Source organism: Neomesorhizobium albiziae, assembly GCF_900114255.1.
GTDB classification, from domain to species: domain Bacteria; phylum Pseudomonadota; class Alphaproteobacteria; order Rhizobiales; family Rhizobiaceae; genus Neomesorhizobium; species Neomesorhizobium albiziae.
The window spans coordinates 97,422-115,632 of sequence record NZ_FOSL01000005.1 but is presented as its reverse complement, the minus strand read 5'-3'; the positions used below and the strand labels follow the sequence as shown (position 1 = coordinate 115,632).

Annotated in this window: 20 protein-coding genes and 1 tRNA gene; 12 read left to right on the top strand and 9 right to left on the bottom strand. The window is 62.3% G+C overall.

Annotated features, from left to right (window positions below; genetic code table 11):
* The first annotated feature begins 96 nt into the window (after positions 1–96).
* On the top strand, positions 97–492 hold the full coding sequence (locus F3H98_RS10760; RefSeq protein ID WP_149760143.1) for a nuclear transport factor 2 family protein: 396 nt from the start codon (positions 97–99) through the stop codon (positions 490–492).
* A 155-nt stretch (positions 493–647) separates the two neighbouring features.
* Here F3H98_RS10760 and F3H98_RS10755 read toward each other — a convergent pair.
* A tRNA-Leu gene (locus tag F3H98_RS10755) sits at positions 648–732 on the bottom strand.
* 191 nt (positions 733–923) lie between these two features.
* On the opposite strand from F3H98_RS10755, the gene lipB reads away from it, so the two are divergent.
* The 3 genes from lipB to F3H98_RS10740 all read left to right on the top strand — a co-directional run bounded on the left by lipB (position 924) and on the right by F3H98_RS10740 (position 4,820).
* Positions 924–1,682 carry a lipoyl(octanoyl) transferase LipB gene (lipB, locus tag F3H98_RS10750; protein WP_149760142.1) on the top strand — a complete coding sequence of 253 codons (759 nt, stop codon included), beginning with the start codon at positions 924–926 and terminating at the stop codon, positions 1,680–1,682.
* 1 nt (position 1,683) lies between these two features.
* A complete protein-coding gene (gene ggt / locus F3H98_RS10745) occupies positions 1,684–3,450 on the top strand; it encodes a gamma-glutamyltransferase (protein WP_149760141.1) in 1,767 nt (588 codons plus the stop codon).
* A 479-nt stretch (positions 3,451–3,929) separates the two neighbouring features.
* On the top strand, positions 3,930–4,820 hold the full coding sequence (locus F3H98_RS10740; RefSeq protein ID WP_149760140.1) for an alpha/beta hydrolase family protein: 891 nt from the start codon (positions 3,930–3,932) through the stop codon (positions 4,818–4,820).
* 33 nt (positions 4,821–4,853) lie between these two features.
* Here F3H98_RS10740 and F3H98_RS10735 read toward each other — a convergent pair whose 3' ends face one another.
* Entirely contained in the window at positions 4,854–6,497 is a 1,644-nt protein-coding gene (locus F3H98_RS10735) for an MFS transporter (protein WP_149760139.1), read from the bottom strand.
* Between the two features lie 189 nt (positions 6,498–6,686).
* Between F3H98_RS10735 and F3H98_RS10730 the strand changes: the two genes are divergently transcribed.
* Positions 6,687–7,451 (top strand): copper homeostasis protein CutC, encoded by a 765-nt coding sequence (locus tag F3H98_RS10730; protein ID WP_149760138.1) that lies wholly within the window; start codon positions 6,687–6,689, stop codon positions 7,449–7,451.
* A gap of 29 nt (positions 7,452–7,480) precedes the next feature.
* Here the strand turns inward: F3H98_RS10730 and F3H98_RS10725 are convergent, their stop codons facing one another.
* The 5 genes from F3H98_RS10725 to F3H98_RS10705 form a co-directional block, all read right to left on the bottom strand.
* Positions 7,481–7,828 (bottom strand): cupin domain-containing protein, encoded by a 348-nt coding sequence (locus F3H98_RS10725; protein WP_149760137.1) that lies wholly within the window; start codon positions 7,826–7,828, stop codon positions 7,481–7,483.
* A 3-nt stretch (positions 7,829–7,831) separates the two neighbouring features.
* Positions 7,832–9,115 (bottom strand): O-acetylhomoserine aminocarboxypropyltransferase, encoded by a 1,284-nt coding sequence (locus tag F3H98_RS10720; RefSeq protein WP_149760136.1) that lies wholly within the window; start codon positions 9,113–9,115, stop codon positions 7,832–7,834.
* A gap of 195 nt (positions 9,116–9,310) precedes the next feature.
* Positions 9,311–9,832, bottom strand: coding sequence for a CoA-binding protein (locus F3H98_RS10715; protein ID WP_149760135.1), 522 nt, complete (start codon positions 9,830–9,832; stop codon positions 9,311–9,313).
* Entirely contained in the window at positions 9,829–10,251 is a 423-nt protein-coding gene (locus F3H98_RS10710; protein WP_149760342.1) for a VOC family protein, read from the bottom strand. Before F3H98_RS10710 ends, F3H98_RS10715 begins: the two co-directional genes overlap by 4 nt.
* Positions 10,252–10,253: 2 nt before the next feature.
* A complete protein-coding gene (locus tag F3H98_RS10705; RefSeq protein ID WP_149760134.1) occupies positions 10,254–11,075 on the bottom strand; it encodes an enoyl-CoA hydratase in 822 nt (273 codons plus the stop codon).
* 184 nt (positions 11,076–11,259) lie between these two features.
* Here F3H98_RS10705 and F3H98_RS10700 point away from each other — a divergent pair, with 184 nt between their 5' ends.
* The 3 genes from F3H98_RS10700 to rpsI all read left to right on the top strand — a co-directional run bounded on the left by F3H98_RS10700 (position 11,260) and on the right by rpsI (position 12,895).
* Positions 11,260–11,715 (top strand): PaaI family thioesterase, encoded by a 456-nt coding sequence (locus F3H98_RS10700; RefSeq protein ID WP_149760133.1) that lies wholly within the window; start codon positions 11,260–11,262, stop codon positions 11,713–11,715.
* Between the two features lie 239 nt (positions 11,716–11,954).
* Positions 11,955–12,416, top strand: a complete 462-nt coding sequence (rplM, locus tag F3H98_RS10695; protein ID WP_149760132.1) for a 50S ribosomal protein L13 — start codon at positions 11,955–11,957, stop codon at positions 12,414–12,416.
* A 2-nt stretch (positions 12,417–12,418) separates the two neighbouring features.
* Positions 12,419–12,895, top strand: a complete 477-nt coding sequence (gene rpsI / locus F3H98_RS10690; protein WP_149760131.1) for a 30S ribosomal protein S9 — start codon at positions 12,419–12,421, stop codon at positions 12,893–12,895.
* A 181-nt stretch (positions 12,896–13,076) separates the two neighbouring features.
* Here the strand turns inward: rpsI and dksA are convergent, their stop codons facing one another.
* The gene (gene dksA, locus F3H98_RS10685) at positions 13,077–13,493 is read right to left on the bottom strand and encodes an RNA polymerase-binding protein DksA (RefSeq protein WP_149760130.1); all 417 of its coding nucleotides are present in this window, start codon (positions 13,491–13,493) and stop codon (positions 13,077–13,079) included.
* Positions 13,494–13,741: 248 nt separating this feature from the next.
* Here dksA and F3H98_RS10680 point away from each other — a divergent pair, with 248 nt between their 5' ends.
* From F3H98_RS10680 to F3H98_RS10665, 4 genes are all read left to right on the top strand, one after another.
* A complete protein-coding gene (locus tag F3H98_RS10680; protein ID WP_149760129.1) occupies positions 13,742–14,254 on the top strand; it encodes a SixA phosphatase family protein in 513 nt (170 codons plus the stop codon).
* A gap of 188 nt (positions 14,255–14,442) precedes the next feature.
* Positions 14,443–15,912: a YcjX family GTP-binding protein gene (locus tag F3H98_RS10675; protein ID WP_149760128.1), complete on the top strand. Its 1,470-nt coding sequence runs from the start codon at positions 14,443–14,445 to the stop codon at positions 15,910–15,912.
* The gene (locus F3H98_RS10670) at positions 15,909–16,985 is read left to right on the top strand and encodes a YcjF family protein (RefSeq protein ID WP_149760127.1); all 1,077 of its coding nucleotides are present in this window, start codon (positions 15,909–15,911) and stop codon (positions 16,983–16,985) included. The genes F3H98_RS10675 and F3H98_RS10670 overlap by 4 nt, the downstream gene beginning before the upstream one ends.
* 121 nt (positions 16,986–17,106) lie before the next feature.
* Positions 17,107–17,652 (top strand): hypothetical protein, encoded by a 546-nt coding sequence (locus tag F3H98_RS10665; RefSeq protein WP_149760126.1) that lies wholly within the window; start codon positions 17,107–17,109, stop codon positions 17,650–17,652.
* Between the two features lie 62 nt (positions 17,653–17,714).
* Here F3H98_RS10665 and F3H98_RS10660 read toward each other — a convergent pair whose 3' ends face one another.
* The gene (locus F3H98_RS10660) at positions 17,715–18,137 is read right to left on the bottom strand and encodes a hypothetical protein (protein ID WP_149760125.1); all 423 of its coding nucleotides are present in this window, start codon (positions 18,135–18,137) and stop codon (positions 17,715–17,717) included.
* Between the last annotated feature and the right edge of the window lie 74 nt (positions 18,138–18,211).

Sequence of the window (18,211 nt, the reverse complement as noted above, 5' to 3'; positions counted from 1 at the left end):
GTTCCGGATAAAGTTCATGCTAGAATAAATCAGATCGATTTCCAGTTGTCATAAGTCTTTCTTATCGAAAATCGCCAGGTACCGGAGGGAGACCCGATGGATAAGCAGAGCGTAGTGGCGTTGTTTGCGCACCTGGAGCAGGGACATGGCGAGAAATTCTTCGAACGCGTCTCCGACGATGTCGACTGGACGGTGGAAGGCACGCATCCACTTGCCGGCCGTTATCATTCGAAGAAGGACTTCTTCGCCGGCACCTTCGAGAAACTGCACCAGGTGTTACCCGAGGGGGCGCAACTTTTCACCGAAAACGTGCTGATCGATGGCGACTGGGCAATCGTCGAACTGCACTCGATGGCAACCGCGAAGAACGGCATGCGCTTCAACAACCATTATTGCTGGCTCTGTCGGTTTGCCAATGGCCAGATCGTGGAAGTCCGCGCCTATCTCGACAGTTGGCTGGTCGGCGAACTGTTCCGGCAGAACCCTGTTTGAAGAGGTGGCAAAGGTAGAGAGCGTGGAATGTCTTCATGCAGGCGATTTCCGCAAAATCGCCGCGTCGTGCTTCGACCAGCATCCCTGAGGAGGCCAGTGCCCGCACCTGGGACAACGCGTAGACCTGTCTATTTTGCAGAGAAGAAGAGTTCGGATGGTGCGGTCGAGAAGACTCGAACTTCCACGGGTTGCCCCACAGCGACCTCAACGCTGCGCGTCTACCAATTCCGCCACGACCGCACTGTCACGAAGGGCCGGCTCGCACCGGCCCGCGGCATGTAGCAAATCGTTTCCTGCGAAACAAGAGCGCTCGACGCATTAAGTTCCCACATATTTTCAGCCGAAAGCTGATACCCGGCACAGCCGGCGAACCGGGGAAAACTGGACGTCCGCGCCCTTTGCCGCCATATGTGGGAAAAGCGGAAACCAGAATGCCCGGACGCGATCACATCACCACGTCGTTCCTGCCCTTGCCCGGCTCGTCGCCGGTCGAGTGGCGAATCGAAACAAAGCCCGTTCCCTACCCGGAAGCGCTTGCCGCCATGGAGGAGCGCGCCGCCGCAATCCGCGATGGAACTGCGCCCGAAATGGTGTGGCTGATCGAACATCCGCCGCTTTATACCGCAGGGACAAGCGCCCGGTCGGACGATCTTATCGACGCCGAGCGGTTCCCGGTCTTCAACGCCGGGCGCGGCGGCGAATACACCTATCACGGCCCCGGCCAGCGGGTTGCCTATGTCATGCTCGACCTGAAGCGGCGGCGCGAGGACGTGCGCGCCTTCGTCGCGGCACTCGAAGACTGGATCATCCGCACGCTGGCGAGCTTCAACGTGAAGGGCGAGCGGCGCGAAGATCGCGTCGGCGTCTGGGTGGTGCGGCCCGACCGGCCGCCCTCGCCGGACGGTTCGCCCGCCGAGGACAAGATCGCTGCGATCGGCATCCGGCTGAGGCGCTGGGTGAGTTTTCACGGCATCGCCATCAACGTGGAGCCGGACCTTTCGCATTTCGGCGGCATCGTTCCGTGCGGAGTCGCTGACCATGGCGTCACCAGCCTGGTCGATCTGGGCCTGCCGGTGACGCTGGCCGACGTCGACGTTGCGCTGAAGGCCGCGTTCGAGGATGTTTTCGGACCGGCGGAGTTTTTTTCCGAGTTGGGGGATGCAGTCGAATCGCAGCGGAGGAGCGCCTGAGATGAAACTAGACAAATGGGCCACAGCGGCGTCGTTCGTTGCAGCGGCGGCGCTCTGGGTTGGTAGCACTGCTTTCGCGCAACAGGCGACGGATGCCGTCGCACCGGAGGCCGCCAGCGGCGTGGCTGCCAAACAGCTCGTGCATGCCAAGGACCGAATGGTCGTCGCCGCCAACCCGATCGCAGCGCAAGCCGGCCTCGACGTGCTGCGGGCAGGCGGCAATGCAGCCGACGCGCTGGTCGCCGTACAGACGATGCTAGGGCTTGTCGAGCCGCAATCGTCGGGCATCGGCGGAGGCGCCTTTCTCGTCTGGTACGATGCGGCAACCGGGAAGATCACCACTTTCGACGGACGCGAGACGGCGCCCGCAGCCGCGACCCCGTCGCTGTTTCTCGACAAGGACGGCAAGGCGATGCCCTTCTTCGAGGCGGTGGTGGGCGGCCGCTCGGTTGGCGTTCCCGGCGTCGTGCGGTTGATGGAAATGGTGCATCAACGCTATGGTAAGAAGCCGTGGGCCGAGCTGTTTACGCCCGCCGCCGATCTTGCCGAAAAAGGTTTTGCTGTTTCGCCGCGGCTTTCAGCGCTGATTGGCGACGAAGTCGGCCGGCTCGATGGACAGGCTGCGGCAAAAGCCTATTTCTTCGATGCTGGCGGCGCACCTCTGAAAGCCGGTGTGACGCTCCGGAACCCGGATTATGCGGCGACGTTGCGCAGCATCGCGGCAGGAGGCGCCAGCGCCTTTTATTCCGGCCCGATCGCAGAAGCCATCGTCAAGCAGGTCCAGGGGCATCCCACCAATCCGGGTTCGCTCAGCCTCGACGACCTCGCCAAATATCAGGTGAAGGAGCGCGAGGCCGTCTGCGCACCCTATCGCGGGATGGAGGTATGCGGCATGGGACCGCCCTCTTCCGGCGCGCTGACAATCGGCCAGATCCTTGCCATGACCGGCGAGTTCGACCTGCAAACATTGGGTCCCGACGATCCGGAGGCCTGGCGTATCATCGGCGAAGCGACGCGGCTCGCCTTCGCCGATCGCGACCGCTACATGGCCGACGCGGATTTCGTGAAAATGCCTGCCGGCCTGCTCGACCCCGACTACCTCAAAAGCCGCGCCGCGCTGATCCGCCGGGCGACGGCGCTTTCCGAGGACGAGGTCAGCGCCGGCGAACCGCCATGGGAAAAGGCCGAGCTGCGCCGCGACGGAAAAAGCTTCGAGGTGCCGGCGACCTCGCATTTCGTCATTGTCGACGACGCCGGCAACATCGCCTCGATGACCACCACGGTCGAAAGCGCCTTCGGCTCGCGGCTGATGGCGGCGGGTTTCGTGCTCAACAACCAGCTCACCGATTTTTCCTTCGTTCCCGAAGCCGACGGCAAGGCCGTCGCCAACCGGGTCGAACCGGGCAAGCGCCCCCGCTCCTCGATGGCGCCAACCATCGTACTGGAGGACGGCAAGCCGATCTATGCGCTGGGCTCACCCGGCGGCAGCACCATCATCCCTTATGTCGCCAACACCCTGATCGCGCTGGTCGAGTGGGACAAGGACATGCAGGCGGCGATCTCGCTGCCGCATCTCGCCAACCGCTTCGGCACCTACGAACTTGAAGCGGGCACCTCGGCCGAAGCTCTCGCGGACGATCTCGAAGCGCTGGGCTACGCGGTGAAGGTCGGCGAGCTGAATTCCGGCCTGCATGGCGTCAAGATCACGCCGCAAGGCCTCGAAGGCGGCGCCGATCCGCGTCGCGAAGGTGTGGCGGTCGGCGACTGATCAGGCGCGCCAGACGTTCGACCGGCTGGCATTGCCGGCCGATCTCCAAGCGGCAGCAACCAAAAACCATCAGGATCGCGATGGCGCATTTCATTCCTCCCGCGCTAGGCGCAGCGTAACAGCACGGTTAAAGGAAGCCTTTAGCAAGCGGCCCGGGCTCCAGCGGCACCGAACGAGCGGTGCCGCACCCTCGCATTTTTCAGAGTGCGCCGATCCACAAGGCGGTGGAAATGAGGAACGCGCTCATGCAAACCATCGATACGACATCCTGGACAAGATCGGTCATTGCTCTCTCCTGTATCCCGATTGTTCGTACTTTGTTCTAATTTTGTTCATGCGTCAAGCCAGGAATCCGACGGCTTGGTCCAGCAAGGTGAGAGCTTCCAGCGAGGGTTAAGAAGAGGTTACCCAGGGGTTACCTGCCCTACCCGGCCAGCGGCCCGGATGCTAAGCCTTGCCAGGCAGGCCGAGCGGGGACGATGGCGGTGAACACAAGCGGATTGCACGAGATTCTGGCGATGCCGGCGCGACGGCCGGCCAAGGCAACGCTGGTCGGACAAGCCGACAGACCGGGGTTCACCCTCGAACATCTGCATTTCGATCTCGGCGACGGACAGCCGGTGCGCGGGTTGCTGACGCGGCCGCCAACTTCCTTCGGCCGCATGCCCGCAGTGCTCTACTGCCATGCACATGGCGGCAAATACGGCATCGGCGCCGCTGAACTCATCGATGGCCGGCCAAGCCTACTAAGCCCTTATGGCTCGTTGCTCGCCCAGGCCGGGTTCGTAACGCTGGCGATAGACATGCCGACCTTCGGCGAGCGGCAGCTGCCCGGTGAAGATTCTCTGTCGAAAGCACTGCTCTGGCGAGGCGAGACGCTGATGGGAAAAATGCTCGGCGACCAGCTGGCAGCATTCGACTGGCTAGCTACGCGCGGCGATGTAGACGCTCAAAGGGTCGCCGCGTTCGGCCTGTCGATGGGGGCGACGCATGCCTTCTTCCTCGGCGCGCTTGAGCCGCGCCTCAACCGTATCGCGCATCTCTGCTGCTATGCCGACTGGGCGACACTGGTGGAAACCGGCGCGCATGACCTGCACGGCCACTACATGACCGTTCCGGGCCTGCTGGCGAAAACCTCGATCGTCAAAATCGCCGGGATGGTGGCGCCGCGCCCGCAACTGATCTGCGTCGGCGAAACCGACCCGCTGACGCCGCAGCAAGCGGTGGAGCGCGCCTATGACGAAACGCTGGCCGCGTACCGCGCTGCGGGCGCCGAATCCGCCTTGCGGCTGATCGTCGAGCCAGGCAGCGGCCATGTGGAGACGCCGGCTATGCGCCAGGCCGTCATGGCGTTTCTCGGCGAGATGTAGAACGAAACTCCGCGCCAGATGGCGTGAAGCGGATCAGGGCATATCAAAAACGCCTTTCGTCGCAAACAGCGCATCCGACCATGTGGTTGGCCGTTCTATCATGCGATGGACGCGCGGCGGCTCGGCCCCGCTGTGCAGTGCCCGGATCTTTTCGCCGACCACCGCGTCGGCATGGGTGGTGCGGAAATTGTGGCGGCGGTATTCGAGCCAGGTCGGCAGATGGTAGGTTTCCATCCAGGACTGCGGATTTTCGAGATCGCGCGACAGCGTCCAGTTGCGGGCGCCGTTGCGGCCGCGCACCCGCCGACGCTCAGCCATGGCTTCGAGGAAGGCGTGCGTGTCAGCCTCTTCGATAATGTATTCGATCATGATCACGATCGGCCCGCTGCGCGGTTTCAGCTCCAGCGCCAGCGGCGGCTCTTTCCAGCGGTTGAGCGGATCGAGATTGAGCGCGGTTTCTTCCGGAAGAGCGAATTTCAGCCCGAGCGACGCACCAGCCAGCAACAGCACGCAGGAGCCGAGCAACGCCTTGTCGGGACCGTATTCCTCGGCTGCCAGGCCCCATAGCCAACTGCCCAGGGCCATGCCGCCGAAGGTGGCCGTCTGGTAGATCGAAAGCGCCCGGCCGACCACCCACCGCGGCGTCGAAAGCTGCACGGTGACATTGAACAGAGACAAGGCCAGCACCCAGCAGGCGCCGCCGATCATCAGCGCCGGACCGGCCTGCCAGGGGCTCCACGCCACGGCCAGGCACAAAGCGCAGAAAGCGAAGCCGATAAAGGCCAACCGGACGATCCATTCGACGGTCATGCGCTGCCGCAGCTGGCTGCTGAGGAACGCACCGCCGATGGCGCCGATGCCGAAGCAGCCCAGCATGACGCCATAGACCAGCGGGCCGCCCTGCAGCAGGTCGCGCGCCACCAGCGGCAGCAAGGCCAGGATGGAGATCGCGGTGAGGCCGAACGCGAAGCTGCGCAGCAGCACCTTTTCGATGTTGGGCGACATCGCGACGTAGCGCAGGCCGGCGGTCATCGCCGTGCCCAGCGTTTCGCGCGGCAGCGTGCTCGCCTGCTCCACCGGCCGCCAGCGCCCGAGCACGAAAAGCAAGGCCAGGTAGCTGACCGTGTTGACGGCGAAAGCCGCCGCCGCGCCCGCCGCTGCCACGATGGCGCCGCCGATCGCCGGACCGACGCTGCGGGTCAGGTTGAAACCGACGCTGTTCAGCGCGACTGCCGCTGGCAAGTCGGATCTCGGCACGATGTCGCCCACCGAGGCCTGCCAGGACGGATTGTTCAACGCCACGCCGCAGCCGATCAGGAAAGTGAAGCCCAGCAGAAGCCAGGGCGTGATCAGGCCGAGATAGGCAAAGACGGTCAGCCCCGCCGAGACCACAAGCATGAACACCTGCGCCACCAGCATTACCCGCCGGCGGTTGAAATTGTCGGCAATGGCGCCGGACGCCAGCGAAAACAGCATGATCGGCAGGGAGGTTGAAGCCTGCACCAGCGCAACCATGCCAGCCGAATCGGTGATCGAGGTCATCATCCAGGCCGCCCCCACCGCCTGGATCAGCCCGCCGAAATTGGACGCAAGGCTCGCCACCCATATGGCGCGGAAGGTCGAATGCCGGAACGGCGCAAGCGAAGAAACCGGAGCTTTGTCGGGAGTGTCGATCATGGCCTCGAAACGGCGACTGCTCGAGTCGCCAAGCCGCACCTTAATAACCCCGGCCAGTCAGCGAAAGCGTCTTGGGCAGATAGAATGGGCGGCGCGAATTTCACGGCGGACGCCCTGTTCTCCTGCCTGCCGCCGATGCTAAACCGGCTGCGGACAAACCGGCTCTCTCGAAACGGACGCAAAGAAGACATGAACGCCAAACCGACAGCGCTTCCCCTCATCGAAATCTGCGTCGAAGGAATCGACGGACTTCTGGCCGCACAGGAAGCCGGCGCCGACCGTGTCGAACTCTGCGCCAGCCTGGTCGAGGGCGGCATCACGCCGAGCTTCGGCACGGTAAAGCTGGCGCTGCAGATGGCGACCATACCTTTTCATGTGATCGTGCGGCCGCGCGGCGGCGATTTTCTCTACAGCGATGCCGAATACCGGTCGATGCTGGCTGACGTCGAAGCGCTGAAGGAGATGGGGGTTGCCGGGGTCGTCATCGGGTGCCTCAACGCGGATGGAACGATCGACGAGGCCCGCATGGCCGCTCTCACGGCCGCTGCCGGCCCGCTCAATGTCACCTGCCACCGCGCCTTCGACATGACGCGCGACCCGGCCGAGGCGCTGGAAGCGCTGATCCGCTGCAAGGTCGGCCGCGTGCTGACCAGCGGCCAGCGCGACACGGCGGTCGAGGGCGCCGACCTGCTTGCCCAGCTGGTCGAGCAAGCGAAAGACCGTATCGTCATCATGGGCTGCGGCGAACTCGACGCTGAAAACATCGGCGGCGTGCTTGGGAAAACTGGCTTGAAGGAGATGCACTTCGCTGCGCTGAAGAACGTGCCGAGCGGCATGCTCTACCGCAACCCCCGCGTCGGCATGGGCGGTACCGATCTCGACCGCGAATACCGCAATACGATCACCGACGGGGCCGCGGTGAAAGCGACGATCCAGGCAGCGCGGGTGGGCTGAGCGCCTTGACCGCCTTCGGCAAGCCGCCGCTACAGCCGGATCACATATTCCTTGCGGGTCGTTTCAAGCACTTCCCAGCTTCCCTTGAAGCCGGGCCGCAGGACAAAACTGTCGCCCGCCTTCACGGTACGCGCCTCGCCGCCGTCCTCGGTGACCACCGAGACGCCGGACAGGATGTGGCAGAACTCCCACTCATCGTAAACGATGCGCCATTTACCGGGCGTCGCTTCCCAGATGCCGGCATAGAGGCCGCCCTCGGCCTCCTCGACATTCCAGGTGCGGAACTTCGGCGCGCCCGAAATAAGCCGGTCGGGCGCCGGAGCGCCCTCTTCCGGTTCCACTGAATCCGTATCGATGCTGAGGAAATGCGTCGGCATCGCTCAGGCCCTGACCAGCGCCTGTTCGAGATCGGCGATGATGTCCTCGACATTCTCGATGCCCACCGAAAGCCGCACCACATCCGGCCCTGCACCCGCAGCCGTCTTCTGCTCGTCGGAGAGCTGGCGATGCGTGGTCGACGCTGGATGGATGATCAGCGATTTTGTGTCGCCGATGTTGGCGAGATGCGAGAACAGTTCGACGCCTTCGACCAGCTTGACGCCGGCGGGATACCCGCCTTTCAGGCCGAAGGTAAACACCGAACCCGCGCCGAGCGGCGAATACTTTTTCTGCAGTGCGTTGTTCTTGTCGGACGGCAGACCTGGATAGGACACCCAGGCGACCTTATCCTGCTTCGACAGCCATTCGGCGACCTTCTGCGCGTTGTCGCAATGGCGCTGCATGCGCAGCGGCAAGGTTTCGAGGCCGGTCAGGATCAGGAACGCATTGAAGGGCGAGATCGCCGGGCCGAAATCGCGCAGGCCGAGCACACGGCAGGCGATCGCGAAGGCGAAATTGCCGAACGTCTCGTGCAGCACCACGCCGCCATATTCGGGCCGCGGCTCCGACAGCATCGGATAATTGCCGGATTTCGACCAGTCGAAGGTGCCGCCATCGATGATGGCGCCGCCCATGGAGTTGCCGTGGCCGCCGATGAACTTGGTCAGCGAATGCACGACAATGTCGGCGCCGTGCTCGATCGGGCGCAAGAGATAGGGGCTCGCCAGCGTGTTGTCGACGATCAGCGGCAGGCCGTGCTTGCGGGCGATATTGCCGATTGCCTCGATGTCGACGAACTCGCCGCCAGGGTTGGCAAGGCTCTCGATGAAGATGCCACGCGTCTTGTCGTCGATCTGCTTCTCGAAGGTGGAGACGTCATTGACATCGCCCCAGCGCACCTCCCAGCCGAAATTCTTGAAGGCATGGCCGAACTGGTTGATCGAACCGCCGTAAAGCTTTCTGGCAGCGATGAAATTTTCGCCGGGCTTGAGGATAGTGTGGAAGATCAGAAGCTGCGCGCCGTGGCCGGAAGACGTCGCTACGCAGGCGGTGCCTCCTTCGAGCGCCGCCATCCGCTCCTCCAGCACCGCCTGGGTGGGGTTCATGATGCGGGTGTAGATGTTGCCGAATGCTTTCAGTCCGAACAGCGAGGCGGCGTGATCGACATCGTCGAACACATAAGCCGTCGTCTGGTAGATCGGCGTGGCGCGCGCGCCGGTTGCCGGATCGGGTTTGGCACCCGCATGGACGGCAAGCGTATTGAAGCCCGGAGTGCGCTGAGACATGTTCCCTCTCCCGAAATCCTTAAAATCGCCGCGCTGGGACCGGGCGAAGACCGGCGGTTCGGTTCCTGCCCGTGCGGTGACAAATGACCGGCGCATTCTTGGCGAAGCTTGGCGTCGATTGCAAAGAAGAAAATGCTCCTCCAGGTGCTTTGTCTGCCGGTTGCGCGCCCAAAAACGCCTGCGCGGCGGAATGGTTTATTTCTGGCGGATGCCGAAACTCTGGAAACCTTGCCGCATTATCGGCCGCTTCGATGAGATCACGCCCGAATTGACGCCGTTCCAGCCAATTTCGCCGGAAAGGCGGCCATATTCGATCTTTGGACAACGGTTCATGACCACCTTGATTCCGGCGGCCTCGGCCCGCGCTGCAGCGGCATCGTGACGGACGGTCAGTTGCATCCAGATCACCGTCGGCAGCGGATCGAGGGCCAGCGCCTCATCGACGACGGGCGTCACCGCGTTCGAGGCACGGAAAATATCGACCATGTCGATCGGCCCTGGAACCTCGGCAAGCGATCCATAGACCGGACGCCCGAGGATTTCCTTGCCGGCCTGCCCCGGATTGACGGGAAAGACAGTAAATCCCTTGTCGATCAGATATTTGGTGACAAAGAAGCTTGGCCGCACGTCGTTGGCGGAGGCGCCGACGATTGCGATCGTCTTCACCGAGTTCAGGATGCCGGAAATATAGGCGTTGTCATAGGAATCGTGGTTCATGCCGGCAATGAGATATTGCCTTTCGCGTCGAGCGGAAAGTCCGGGTTGTGGGCCACCTCCCACAAATTGCCTTCGGGATCGCTGAAATATCCGTACCAGCCGCCCCAGAATGCCCTTTGCGCCGGCTTGACGATCTTGCCGCCGGCTTTCTCGGCCGTTGTCAGAACCTCGCCGACCTCCGCTTCGCTGCGTGTGTTGTAGGCGAGATAAACCCGCGAAACCCCTTCGCCGAACCGAATACTGGAGTCTTCCTCGGCGCTGGGCCGATGAAAAAGCCCGAGGATCACGCCCCCCATCTGGAAGAACGCCACATTGTCGGTGATGCCTTGATGACGTTTCAAACCCATCGCTTCGTAAAAGGCGGTTACGCGGTCGAGATCGTTGACGGCAATCGTGACGATGGAGATGCGCGGCTCCACCGTTACTCCCCCGTCCATTTCGGATCGCGCTTGGCGATAAAAGCGTCGATCCCCTCCTTGGCGTCGCAAGCCAGCATGTTCTCGACCATGACACGCGAGGCGTATTCATACGCTTGCGCCAACCCCATCTCGGCCTGCGCATAAAACGCCTCCTTGCCGAGCTTCAGCGTCAAAGGAGATTTGGAAGCAATGGTTTGTGCATATTTCATCACAATCTGATTCAAGTATTCGCGCGGCACCACGCGGTTGACGAGGCCGAATTCCCGCGCCGAGCTGGCGTCGATCATCTCGCCGGTGAGCAGCATCTCCATCGCATGTTTCGGCTGCAGGCCGCGCGCGAGTGCTACGCCGGGTGTCGTGCAAAACAGGCCGACATTGATGCCGTTGACGCCGAAGGTCGCCTGATCCGAGGCAATCGCTAGGTCGCAGCTTGCCACGAGCTGGCAGCCGGCGGCCGTGGCCACCCCGTCGACTTCGGCGATGACCGGTTTCGGATGCCTGACGATCGACTGCATGAGGCGCGAGCAGATGGCAAAGGTCTTCTCGAAGAATGCCTTGCCGCCGTCGGCATCGGCGCGGCGCGCGTTCATCTCCTTGAGATCATGCCCGCCGCTGAACAGCTTTCCGGTCGCCGCAAGCACGATCACCCGTACTGCCCTGTCGTCGCGGGCGCGGTCGAGCTCGCCTTGCAGGGCTTCCATGACGGCGATCGAAAGCGCGTTGGCCGGCGGGTTGGCGAGCGCGATGCGCAGCACCTCGCCGTGCTGTTCGACATGCAGCGGACCGGGAAACTCGGCGCGTTTCAAAGCCAGAACCTCGGCCATGGTGTCTCCTGCAATGCTTCGTCTCTGGCCGGCTGCGCGATGCCGAACCTGACCAAAGGATTACCACGCGACGGCTTGAAGAACAGCACCGAAATGTGGCTTGTTGGCTTCCGTTTACGGAAACGGAACAGCAATTTCGACGAACCGGGACGTCAGATTCCGGACTAGGAACAGGAAACAACGGATGCCAGCACAGGCCGGACTGACGCCGCTGATGAATGCGGACGAGGTCAACAAGCTCTTGAAGACCATCTATCCCCAACTCAACGACGATCTCGATTTGTATTATGCAACCGATGTCTTTGCCGGCGGCTGTACGGTGCGGCTCGATGCTGACGGCCGGCATCTCAGACCCGGCGGCACTGTATCGGGGCCCTCATTGTTCACGCTTGCCGACATCGGCGGCTATGTCTGTGTGCTTACCCACGCCGGACCGGACGCGCTGTCGGTCACCACGAACCTCAACATCAACTTCACACGCAAGGCGGAAGCCGGGCCGATCGATGGCCATTGCCGCATCCTCAAGCTTGGAAAAAGCTTGATGGTGTTCGATATCGACATCGTCGCCGGCCAGGAGAAACAGACGGTCGCGCATGCGACGGGAACCTATTCGATCCCGCCGAAACGAAAAACTGCATGAGGTAAAATAATACCTCTTTTCTAAAGCATTGAAATTGCTGCGGTATCCCGAGACGGTGAACTTTCCAGCAGCTTGACGCTGCGCTCTCACCTCCGTATAAGCCCATCCAGACAGCGGCCCGCGAAGGCCGCCGTTTTATTTTTGGCCGTTGGTGCAGACCATCGGTCGAATGCAAGCAACAAGAAACGCCTCTCTCTTTCCATCTGGATTGGGAAGGTTCGAACAGAAAGCAAGAAACCATGGCAACCTTTTCGCAGAAGCCTGCGGACGTGGTGAAGAAGTGGGTGCTGATCGACGCCGAGGGTCTCGTCGTCGGCCGTCTCGCCACCATCGTCGCCAACATCCTCCGCGGCAAAAACAAGCCCACCTTCACGCCTCACGTCGACGACGGCGACAACGTCATCGTCATCAACGCCGACAAGGTCGTGTTCACCGGCAAGAAGTTCACCGACAAGGTGTATTACTGGCACACCGGCCATCCCGGCGGCATCAAGGAGCGCACCGCGCGCCAGCTGCTGGAAGGCCGTTTCCCCGAGCGCGTCCTGGAAAAGGCCGTTGAGCGCATGATCCCGCGCGGTCCGCTCGGCCGTCGCCAGATGAAGAACCTCCGCGTCTATGCAGGCGCCGAGCATCCGCATACCGCCCAGCAGCCAGAGACGCTCGACGTCGGCGCGCTGAACGCCAAGAACAAGAGGGCTTGAAAATGGCTGAGCTGAACTCGCTCGCAGAACTCGGCACTGTTGCCGCCGTCGCACAGCCGGCCGCACCGGTGCATGTCCAGAAGCTCGACAAGTCGGGCCGCGCCTATGCCACCGGCAAGCGCAAGGACGCCATCGCCCGCGTCTGGGTCAAGCCGGGCTCCGGCAAGATCATTGTCAACGACAAGGAATTCGCGGCCTATTTCGCCCGCCCGGTGCTGCAGATGATCCTGAAGCAGCCGATCGTCGCGACCAACCGCGAAGGCCAGTTCGACATCGTCGCAACCGTCATCGGCGGTGGCCTTTCCGGCCAGGCCGGTGCCGTGCGCCACGGCATCTCGAAGGCGCTGACCTACTACGAGCCGGGCCTGCGCGCCGTTCTCAAGAAGGGCGGCTTCCTCACCCGCGACAGCCGTACCGTCGAGCGTAAGAAGTACGGCAAGGCGAAGGCCCGCCGTTCGTTCCAGTTCTCCAAGCGCTAAGCCGCTTTCGGAGACTTCATTTCGAAAGGCCGCCTCCGGGCGGCCTTTTTCGTTGAGGGTCATTTCCGCGAATTTGAGTAGCTTCGCCGGACGCCAAATTCCAACGAGCAGGGGCCGAAACGGAAAGAGGCCCCGGTTCCCTCGGGGCCTCTTAAATCTCAAAACCAGGTCGGGATTGACCTCAATCGTCGCGATAGACTTTTTCGCGACGCTCGTGGCGCTCCTGTGCCTCGATCGACAGGGTTGCGATCGGACGGGCATCGAGCCGCTTCAACGCGATCGGCTCGCCGGTTTCTTCGCAATAGCCGTAAGTTCCCTCGTCGATGCGGTTCAACGCCGCGTCGATCTTCGCGATCAGCTTGCGCTGACGATCACGCGCCCTGAGCTCGATCGCACGGTCGGTTTCGGAAGACGCACGGTCGGCAAGATCGGGAAGGTTGGCATTTTCCTGCTGAAGGATTTCGAGGGTCTCACGCGCTTCGCGCAGAATATCGTTCTTCCAGGAGACAAGCTTTGAACGGAAATACGACTTTTGCCGTTCGTTCATGAATGGCTCGTCTTCCGAGGGTATGTAATGGGCATCAACGACTGCGTTCATTCGACTCACCCTACCACCTCAATTGGGCGCCTATATATTCGGCGACCAAACGCCGCACAAGATCATTTGGCACACGGCTCACGTATTTGTTAGCGCGAGCTTATCCGTGCCCCCGCCCGTGGTGGTGGTGTCATTATAGCGCCGATTCGGCAGCCTCCGCACCTTGGCCTAAGGGCGTGTTGCGCGAGATGCTTCCCCCCACTAAACCGTCAATTGGATGAACCGTTCATCCGTCCGCGACGGTGACCATGACCAGGCTTTTTCTCCTGAGGCACTCAAAGGCCGGCTGGGCAGAGCCCGGAATGCGCGATTTCGACCGGCCGCTCGACGCCACCGGCAAGGCGGACGCGGAGGCCATGGGTGCTGCGATGCGGGCCTGCGGCTATGCCCCCGAACTGGTGATCTGCTCTTCGGCGCGCCGCTGTCGCGAAACGTTCGACGGGCTGCTCAGGCATTCTGCCATCGACCACCGGCGGGTTTCGCACCTGGACTCGCTCTACACCGAAGATGCGCACGGATATCTGACCATCATCCACGAATACGGCCAGAAAACCGCGTCGATGATGATCATCGGCCACAACCCGATGATGGAAGACCTCGCAATGGCGATCTCGGGCGACGGCGAGGACCAGGCGCGCGGCGCCATGATCGGTGGTTTCCCGACCTCCGGCCTTGCCGTCATCCGCTTCAACGACGGGATTTCCGAAGCCGCCCCGGGTAAAGGTTATCTGGAGGCATTTTTCACGCCGGCCGATCTTTGAACGCTTACAGCTTTCCACTTTGCGTAGAAGGCGTTTTGCCGATGTCCGATAGGGTCAGCAAGCCGAACACATCGTGACGATGCAGCGTGCGGACCGTGACGTCGGAAATTCCTGCCGGCGACGCCAACCATTTCCATCCCTGCCCGCAGTGCCTATATCGGGAGCCACGATTGGCCGGAACCGAACGATTGGCGTCTCTGACTACCTACACCGACGAGGCGCGCATCGCGCTCGATACCCTGGCCGGCCGTGCCACCGGCCTGTTGTCGTCACCATCTCTGAGGCTCGGAGTAACCGGACTTTCCCGCGCCGGCAAGACGGTGTTCATCTCGTCGCTGGTGCACAACCTGATCCATGGCGGCCGCCTGCCGCTGTTCGAGGCCCAGAAATCCGGCCGGATTTCCCGCGCTTTCCTGGAAGAACAGCCGGACGACGCAGTGCCCCGCTTCCAGTACGAGGATCACATCGACGCGCTGGTGACGAGCCGCGTCTGGCCGGATTCGACGCGCGCCATTTCGGAACTTCGACTGACCATCGAGTATGAATCCGCATCCGGCTGGAACCGGATGTTTTCAAGCGGAAAGCTTTCGGTCGACATCGTCGACTATCCCGGCGAATGGCTGCTCGACCTGCCGCTGCTTGGGAAAACCTACCGGGAATTCTCTGCCGAAGCCTTCGAAATGGCCGAACTGCCAGTGCGCGCCGACCTGTCGGCGGCATGGCGCAAGCTTTCGGCGACCATCGACCCGACCGCTGCGGCGGACGAAATGGTGGCGCGCAGCCTGGCCGAGAGCTTTTCGGCCTATCTGAAAGCCTGCAAGGATGATGGGCGGGCGTTGTCGACGCTGCCGCCCGGACGTTTCCTGATGCCGGGCGATCTCGACGGCTCGCCAGCGCTGACATTTGCGCCGCTGCCGGGCTTGTCCGACGACCGCGCACGCGCCGGCTCGCTGCTGGCGATGATGGAGCGGCGCTACGAGGCCTACAAGACCCATGTTGTGAAGCCGTTCTTCCGCGAACACATCACACGTCTCGACCGACAAATCGTGCTGATCGACGCCATGCAGGCGCTGAATGCCGGCCCCGGCGCCATGGCCGACCTCGAACGCGCGGTGATGGAGATCCTGGCCTGCTTCCGGCCTGGACGTGGCAGCTTCCTGACCGATCTTTTCTCGCGGCGGATCGACCGCATCCTAGTCGCCGCCACAAAAGCCGACCATCTGCACCACGAAAGCCATGACAGATTGCAGGCGATCGTGCGCCGCCTTGCCGACAGGGCGATCAAACGCGCAAACTTTTCAGGTGCCGAAGTGGACGTTCTGGCGATGGCGGCGGTGCGGGCGACCCGCGAAGGCACGGTCAAGCAGGGCCGCGAAACCTTGCCGGTGATCATAGGCACGCCGCTCAAGGGTGAGACCATCGGCGACGAGAAATTCGACGGTGAGACGGAAACGGCTATTTTCCCCGGCGACCTGCCGGCGAAGATCGACACAGTGTTCATGCAGGATGAAGATGCACCGGCCGCCGATCCGGCACTGCGTTTCGTGCGTTTCCGGCCGCCGAAACTCGAAAAGACCGCTGAGGGCATCACTCTGTCGCTGCCGCATATCCGGCTCGACAGGGCGCTGCAATTCCTGATTGGAGACCAGCTGGCATGACGGGAGAGCGCAAACCCGCCGCGTTCCGGCTCGAGCCGGAAGCACCGCGCAAATCGCAAGCGACGCCGCACGCCGAAGCGGAAGCTTCACGCAAGCCGCGCGCGCTGAAGGCGGTGGTGACGCCCGACGCCGTCGATATCTTCGACGAACCGGATATAGCTACCAGCGAACCGCCGCCGGCAACGCCGCCAAGGCGACGCTCCCGCCTCGGCGCGATCTTCTTCGGCGCCTTCGGCATCCTGGTTTCGCTGGCGGTCGGGCTGTGGACCGACCGGCTGATCCGCGATCTCTTCATGCGCGCCGACTGGCTGGGCTGGGTGGCGATCGCCGCGGCGGCTATCGCGGCGCTGGCGCTCGCCGTCATCCTGACGCGGGAACTCTTTGCGCTGTCGCGGCTGGCCTCGGTGGAAAAACTTCAAGACCGGGCCGCCGACGCGATCCTGCGCGACGATCCCAAGGCTGCGCGCGCCGTCGTCGACGAATTGTCTTCCTTGCTCACCAGCCGTCCAGAGACGGCCGCCGGCCGCCGCATGCTTGGCGAATTGCGCGACGATATCATCGACGGCGCCAATCTGGTGCGCCTGGCCGAGACCGAGATGCTCTTGCCGCTGGATGCTAAGGCGAAGCTGATTATCCTCGACGCGGCCAAGCGCGTGTCGCTGGTGACCGCGGTCAGCCCACGCGCGCTGGTCGACGTCGCCTATGTGGTGTTCGAGGCAGGACGGCTGATCCGCCGCCTGGCCGAACTTTATGGCGGCCGGCCGGGAACGCTCGGCTTCTTCCGGCTGGCCCGCAGCGTGCTGGCGCATCTTGCCGTCACCGGATCGATCGCCGTCGGCGACAGCTTTGTCCAGCAGATCGTTGGTCATGGGCTTGCCGCGCGGCTTTCGGCCAAGCTCGGTGAAGGCGTGGTCAACGGCATGATGACAGCGCGCATCGGCATTGCCGCCATGGAAACGGCGCGCCCCCTGCCCTTCACCGCCGTCAAGCGTCCAGGCATGGGCGATTTCCTGTCGGCGCTGACCTCTTTTGCGACTGCACGGCAGGCCGAAACAGCCAAGCCCGGAAAATGAACTTGCAGTCGTGGAACGACCGACGCATGGTGCGCTCGAAAGCTTAAATAGACGAAGCATTAACCATTGTTGTTCATGGTCGGGTGAGTTCCTTTCCAGTCTCTGTTGCCGGGTGTCCTCGATGAAACGCGCAATCCTGTCCGCTTTGCTGCCGCTCGTGGCCGCCACCGCAACCACCGGAATGGGCCTGGCAGCCGACGGCCCCGAGCGCGACAAGAAGTTCTTCCAGTCGGTGGAAGGCGAATGGGTCGGTCCCGGCGAAATCGTCGCCGGCAAATACAAGGGCACCAAATTCAACTGCACGTTCACCGGATCGACGCCCGACGTAAAGGTCGGAATGACGCTGGACGGTTCCTGCCGCGTCGGCGTGTTCACCCAGAAAATGAAGGCTACCGTCGAGCGCGCCGGCAAGGGTTATACCGGCAAATTCCTCGATGGCGCCGCCGGCAAGGGCCTCGATGTGGTCGCCGGCAGCGTCGACGGACGCAAGGTTGTGCTGTCACTCCACCGCAATCAGTTGAAAGGCGCGATGCTCGCCCGCCTGCCCGACGAAAACACGATGAACGTGACGGTTTCCGTCCGCGTCGAAGCGCAGATGGTGCCGGTGATCGGCATGAGCCTGAAGCGCGTCGATGCCGCGGCGGTCGGTTCGGTCGCGCAGCAGTAAATCCATACAGTTCAGCTGTCAAAAGCTGGGCAGCCTCGGTCGCCGCCCGATGCATCCTCGGGTTAGGATAAGCGAGCAGCGATCCAATCCCAAGCTGCCCATAGTATCTTCAGAGGCAAGAACTCTGGGAACAAAATCGAACCTGCAATCATCGCAGTGATTCCGGCCACAACTCCGGTCAATGCCAGGCTCTGAGACGATCGTTCGCGAAGAATTTCAATATTTGCACGTACGGATGTGATCCGGTTCGATCGATACAAAGATCTCTCGTATTCGAAAGCATCGTCGCTTGCCCGGCGGCTCATGAGCCACAATCCAACACCCCACCCGATCACCAGCAACGTTAAAATTACAAAGCTAATCAGGAAAAGGAATCCCCAAGGGAAGGCTGCCGCGCTGTCGACCGTGCTCCTTGCAATGTCCCTGGCCAGACAAGCCAAGCAAAATAGAGAGATCGGGATGACAATAAAATTTCCAATTTTCATTATATACTTCCCCAAATGAATTACAATTTTACCCCGAACACCATCCAAGTTCGATGCATCAAATTGATTAATAT

Excerpts from the sequence above, each read along its gene's own strand:
- F3H98_RS10700 (WP_149760133.1), top strand. The coding sequence starts at position 11,260 with ATGCCAGCACAGGCCGGACTGACGCCGCTGATGAATGCGGACGAGGTC.
- F3H98_RS10740 (WP_149760140.1), top strand. The coding sequence starts at position 3,930 with ATGGCGGTGAACACAAGCGGATTGCACGAGATTCTGGCGATGCCGGCG.
- rpsI (WP_149760131.1), top strand. The coding sequence starts at position 12,419 with ATGGCTGAGCTGAACTCGCTCGCAGAACTCGGCACTGTTGCCGCCGTC.
- F3H98_RS10715 (WP_149760135.1), bottom strand. The coding sequence starts at position 9,832 with ATGAACCACGATTCCTATGACAACGCCTATATTTCCGGCATCCTGAAC.
- F3H98_RS10725 (WP_149760137.1), bottom strand. The coding sequence starts at position 7,828 with ATGCCGACGCATTTCCTCAGCATCGATACGGATTCAGTGGAACCGGAA.
- ggt (WP_149760141.1), top strand. The coding sequence starts at position 1,684 with ATGAAACTAGACAAATGGGCCACAGCGGCGTCGTTCGTTGCAGCGGCG.
- F3H98_RS10670 (WP_149760127.1), top strand. The coding sequence starts at position 15,909 with ATGACGGGAGAGCGCAAACCCGCCGCGTTCCGGCTCGAGCCGGAAGCA.
- rplM (WP_149760132.1), top strand. The coding sequence starts at position 11,955 with ATGGCAACCTTTTCGCAGAAGCCTGCGGACGTGGTGAAGAAGTGGGTG.
- dksA (WP_149760130.1), bottom strand. The coding sequence starts at position 13,493 with ATGAACGCAGTCGTTGATGCCCATTACATACCCTCGGAAGACGAGCCA.
- F3H98_RS10680 (WP_149760129.1), top strand. The coding sequence starts at position 13,742 with ATGACCAGGCTTTTTCTCCTGAGGCACTCAAAGGCCGGCTGGGCAGAG.
- lipB (WP_149760142.1), top strand. The coding sequence starts at position 924 with ATGCCCGGACGCGATCACATCACCACGTCGTTCCTGCCCTTGCCCGGC.
- F3H98_RS10730 (WP_149760138.1), top strand. The coding sequence starts at position 6,687 with ATGAACGCCAAACCGACAGCGCTTCCCCTCATCGAAATCTGCGTCGAA.
- F3H98_RS10705 (WP_149760134.1), bottom strand. The coding sequence starts at position 11,075 with ATGGCCGAGGTTCTGGCTTTGAAACGCGCCGAGTTTCCCGGTCCGCTG.
- F3H98_RS10735 (WP_149760139.1), bottom strand. The coding sequence starts at position 6,497 with ATGATCGACACTCCCGACAAAGCTCCGGTTTCTTCGCTTGCGCCGTTC.
- F3H98_RS10720 (WP_149760136.1), bottom strand. The coding sequence starts at position 9,115 with ATGTCTCAGCGCACTCCGGGCTTCAATACGCTTGCCGTCCATGCGGGT.
- F3H98_RS10665 (WP_149760126.1), top strand. The coding sequence starts at position 17,107 with ATGAAACGCGCAATCCTGTCCGCTTTGCTGCCGCTCGTGGCCGCCACC.
- F3H98_RS10760 (WP_149760143.1), top strand. The coding sequence starts at position 97 with ATGGATAAGCAGAGCGTAGTGGCGTTGTTTGCGCACCTGGAGCAGGGA.
- F3H98_RS10660 (WP_149760125.1), bottom strand. The coding sequence starts at position 18,137 with ATGAAAATTGGAAATTTTATTGTCATCCCGATCTCTCTATTTTGCTTG.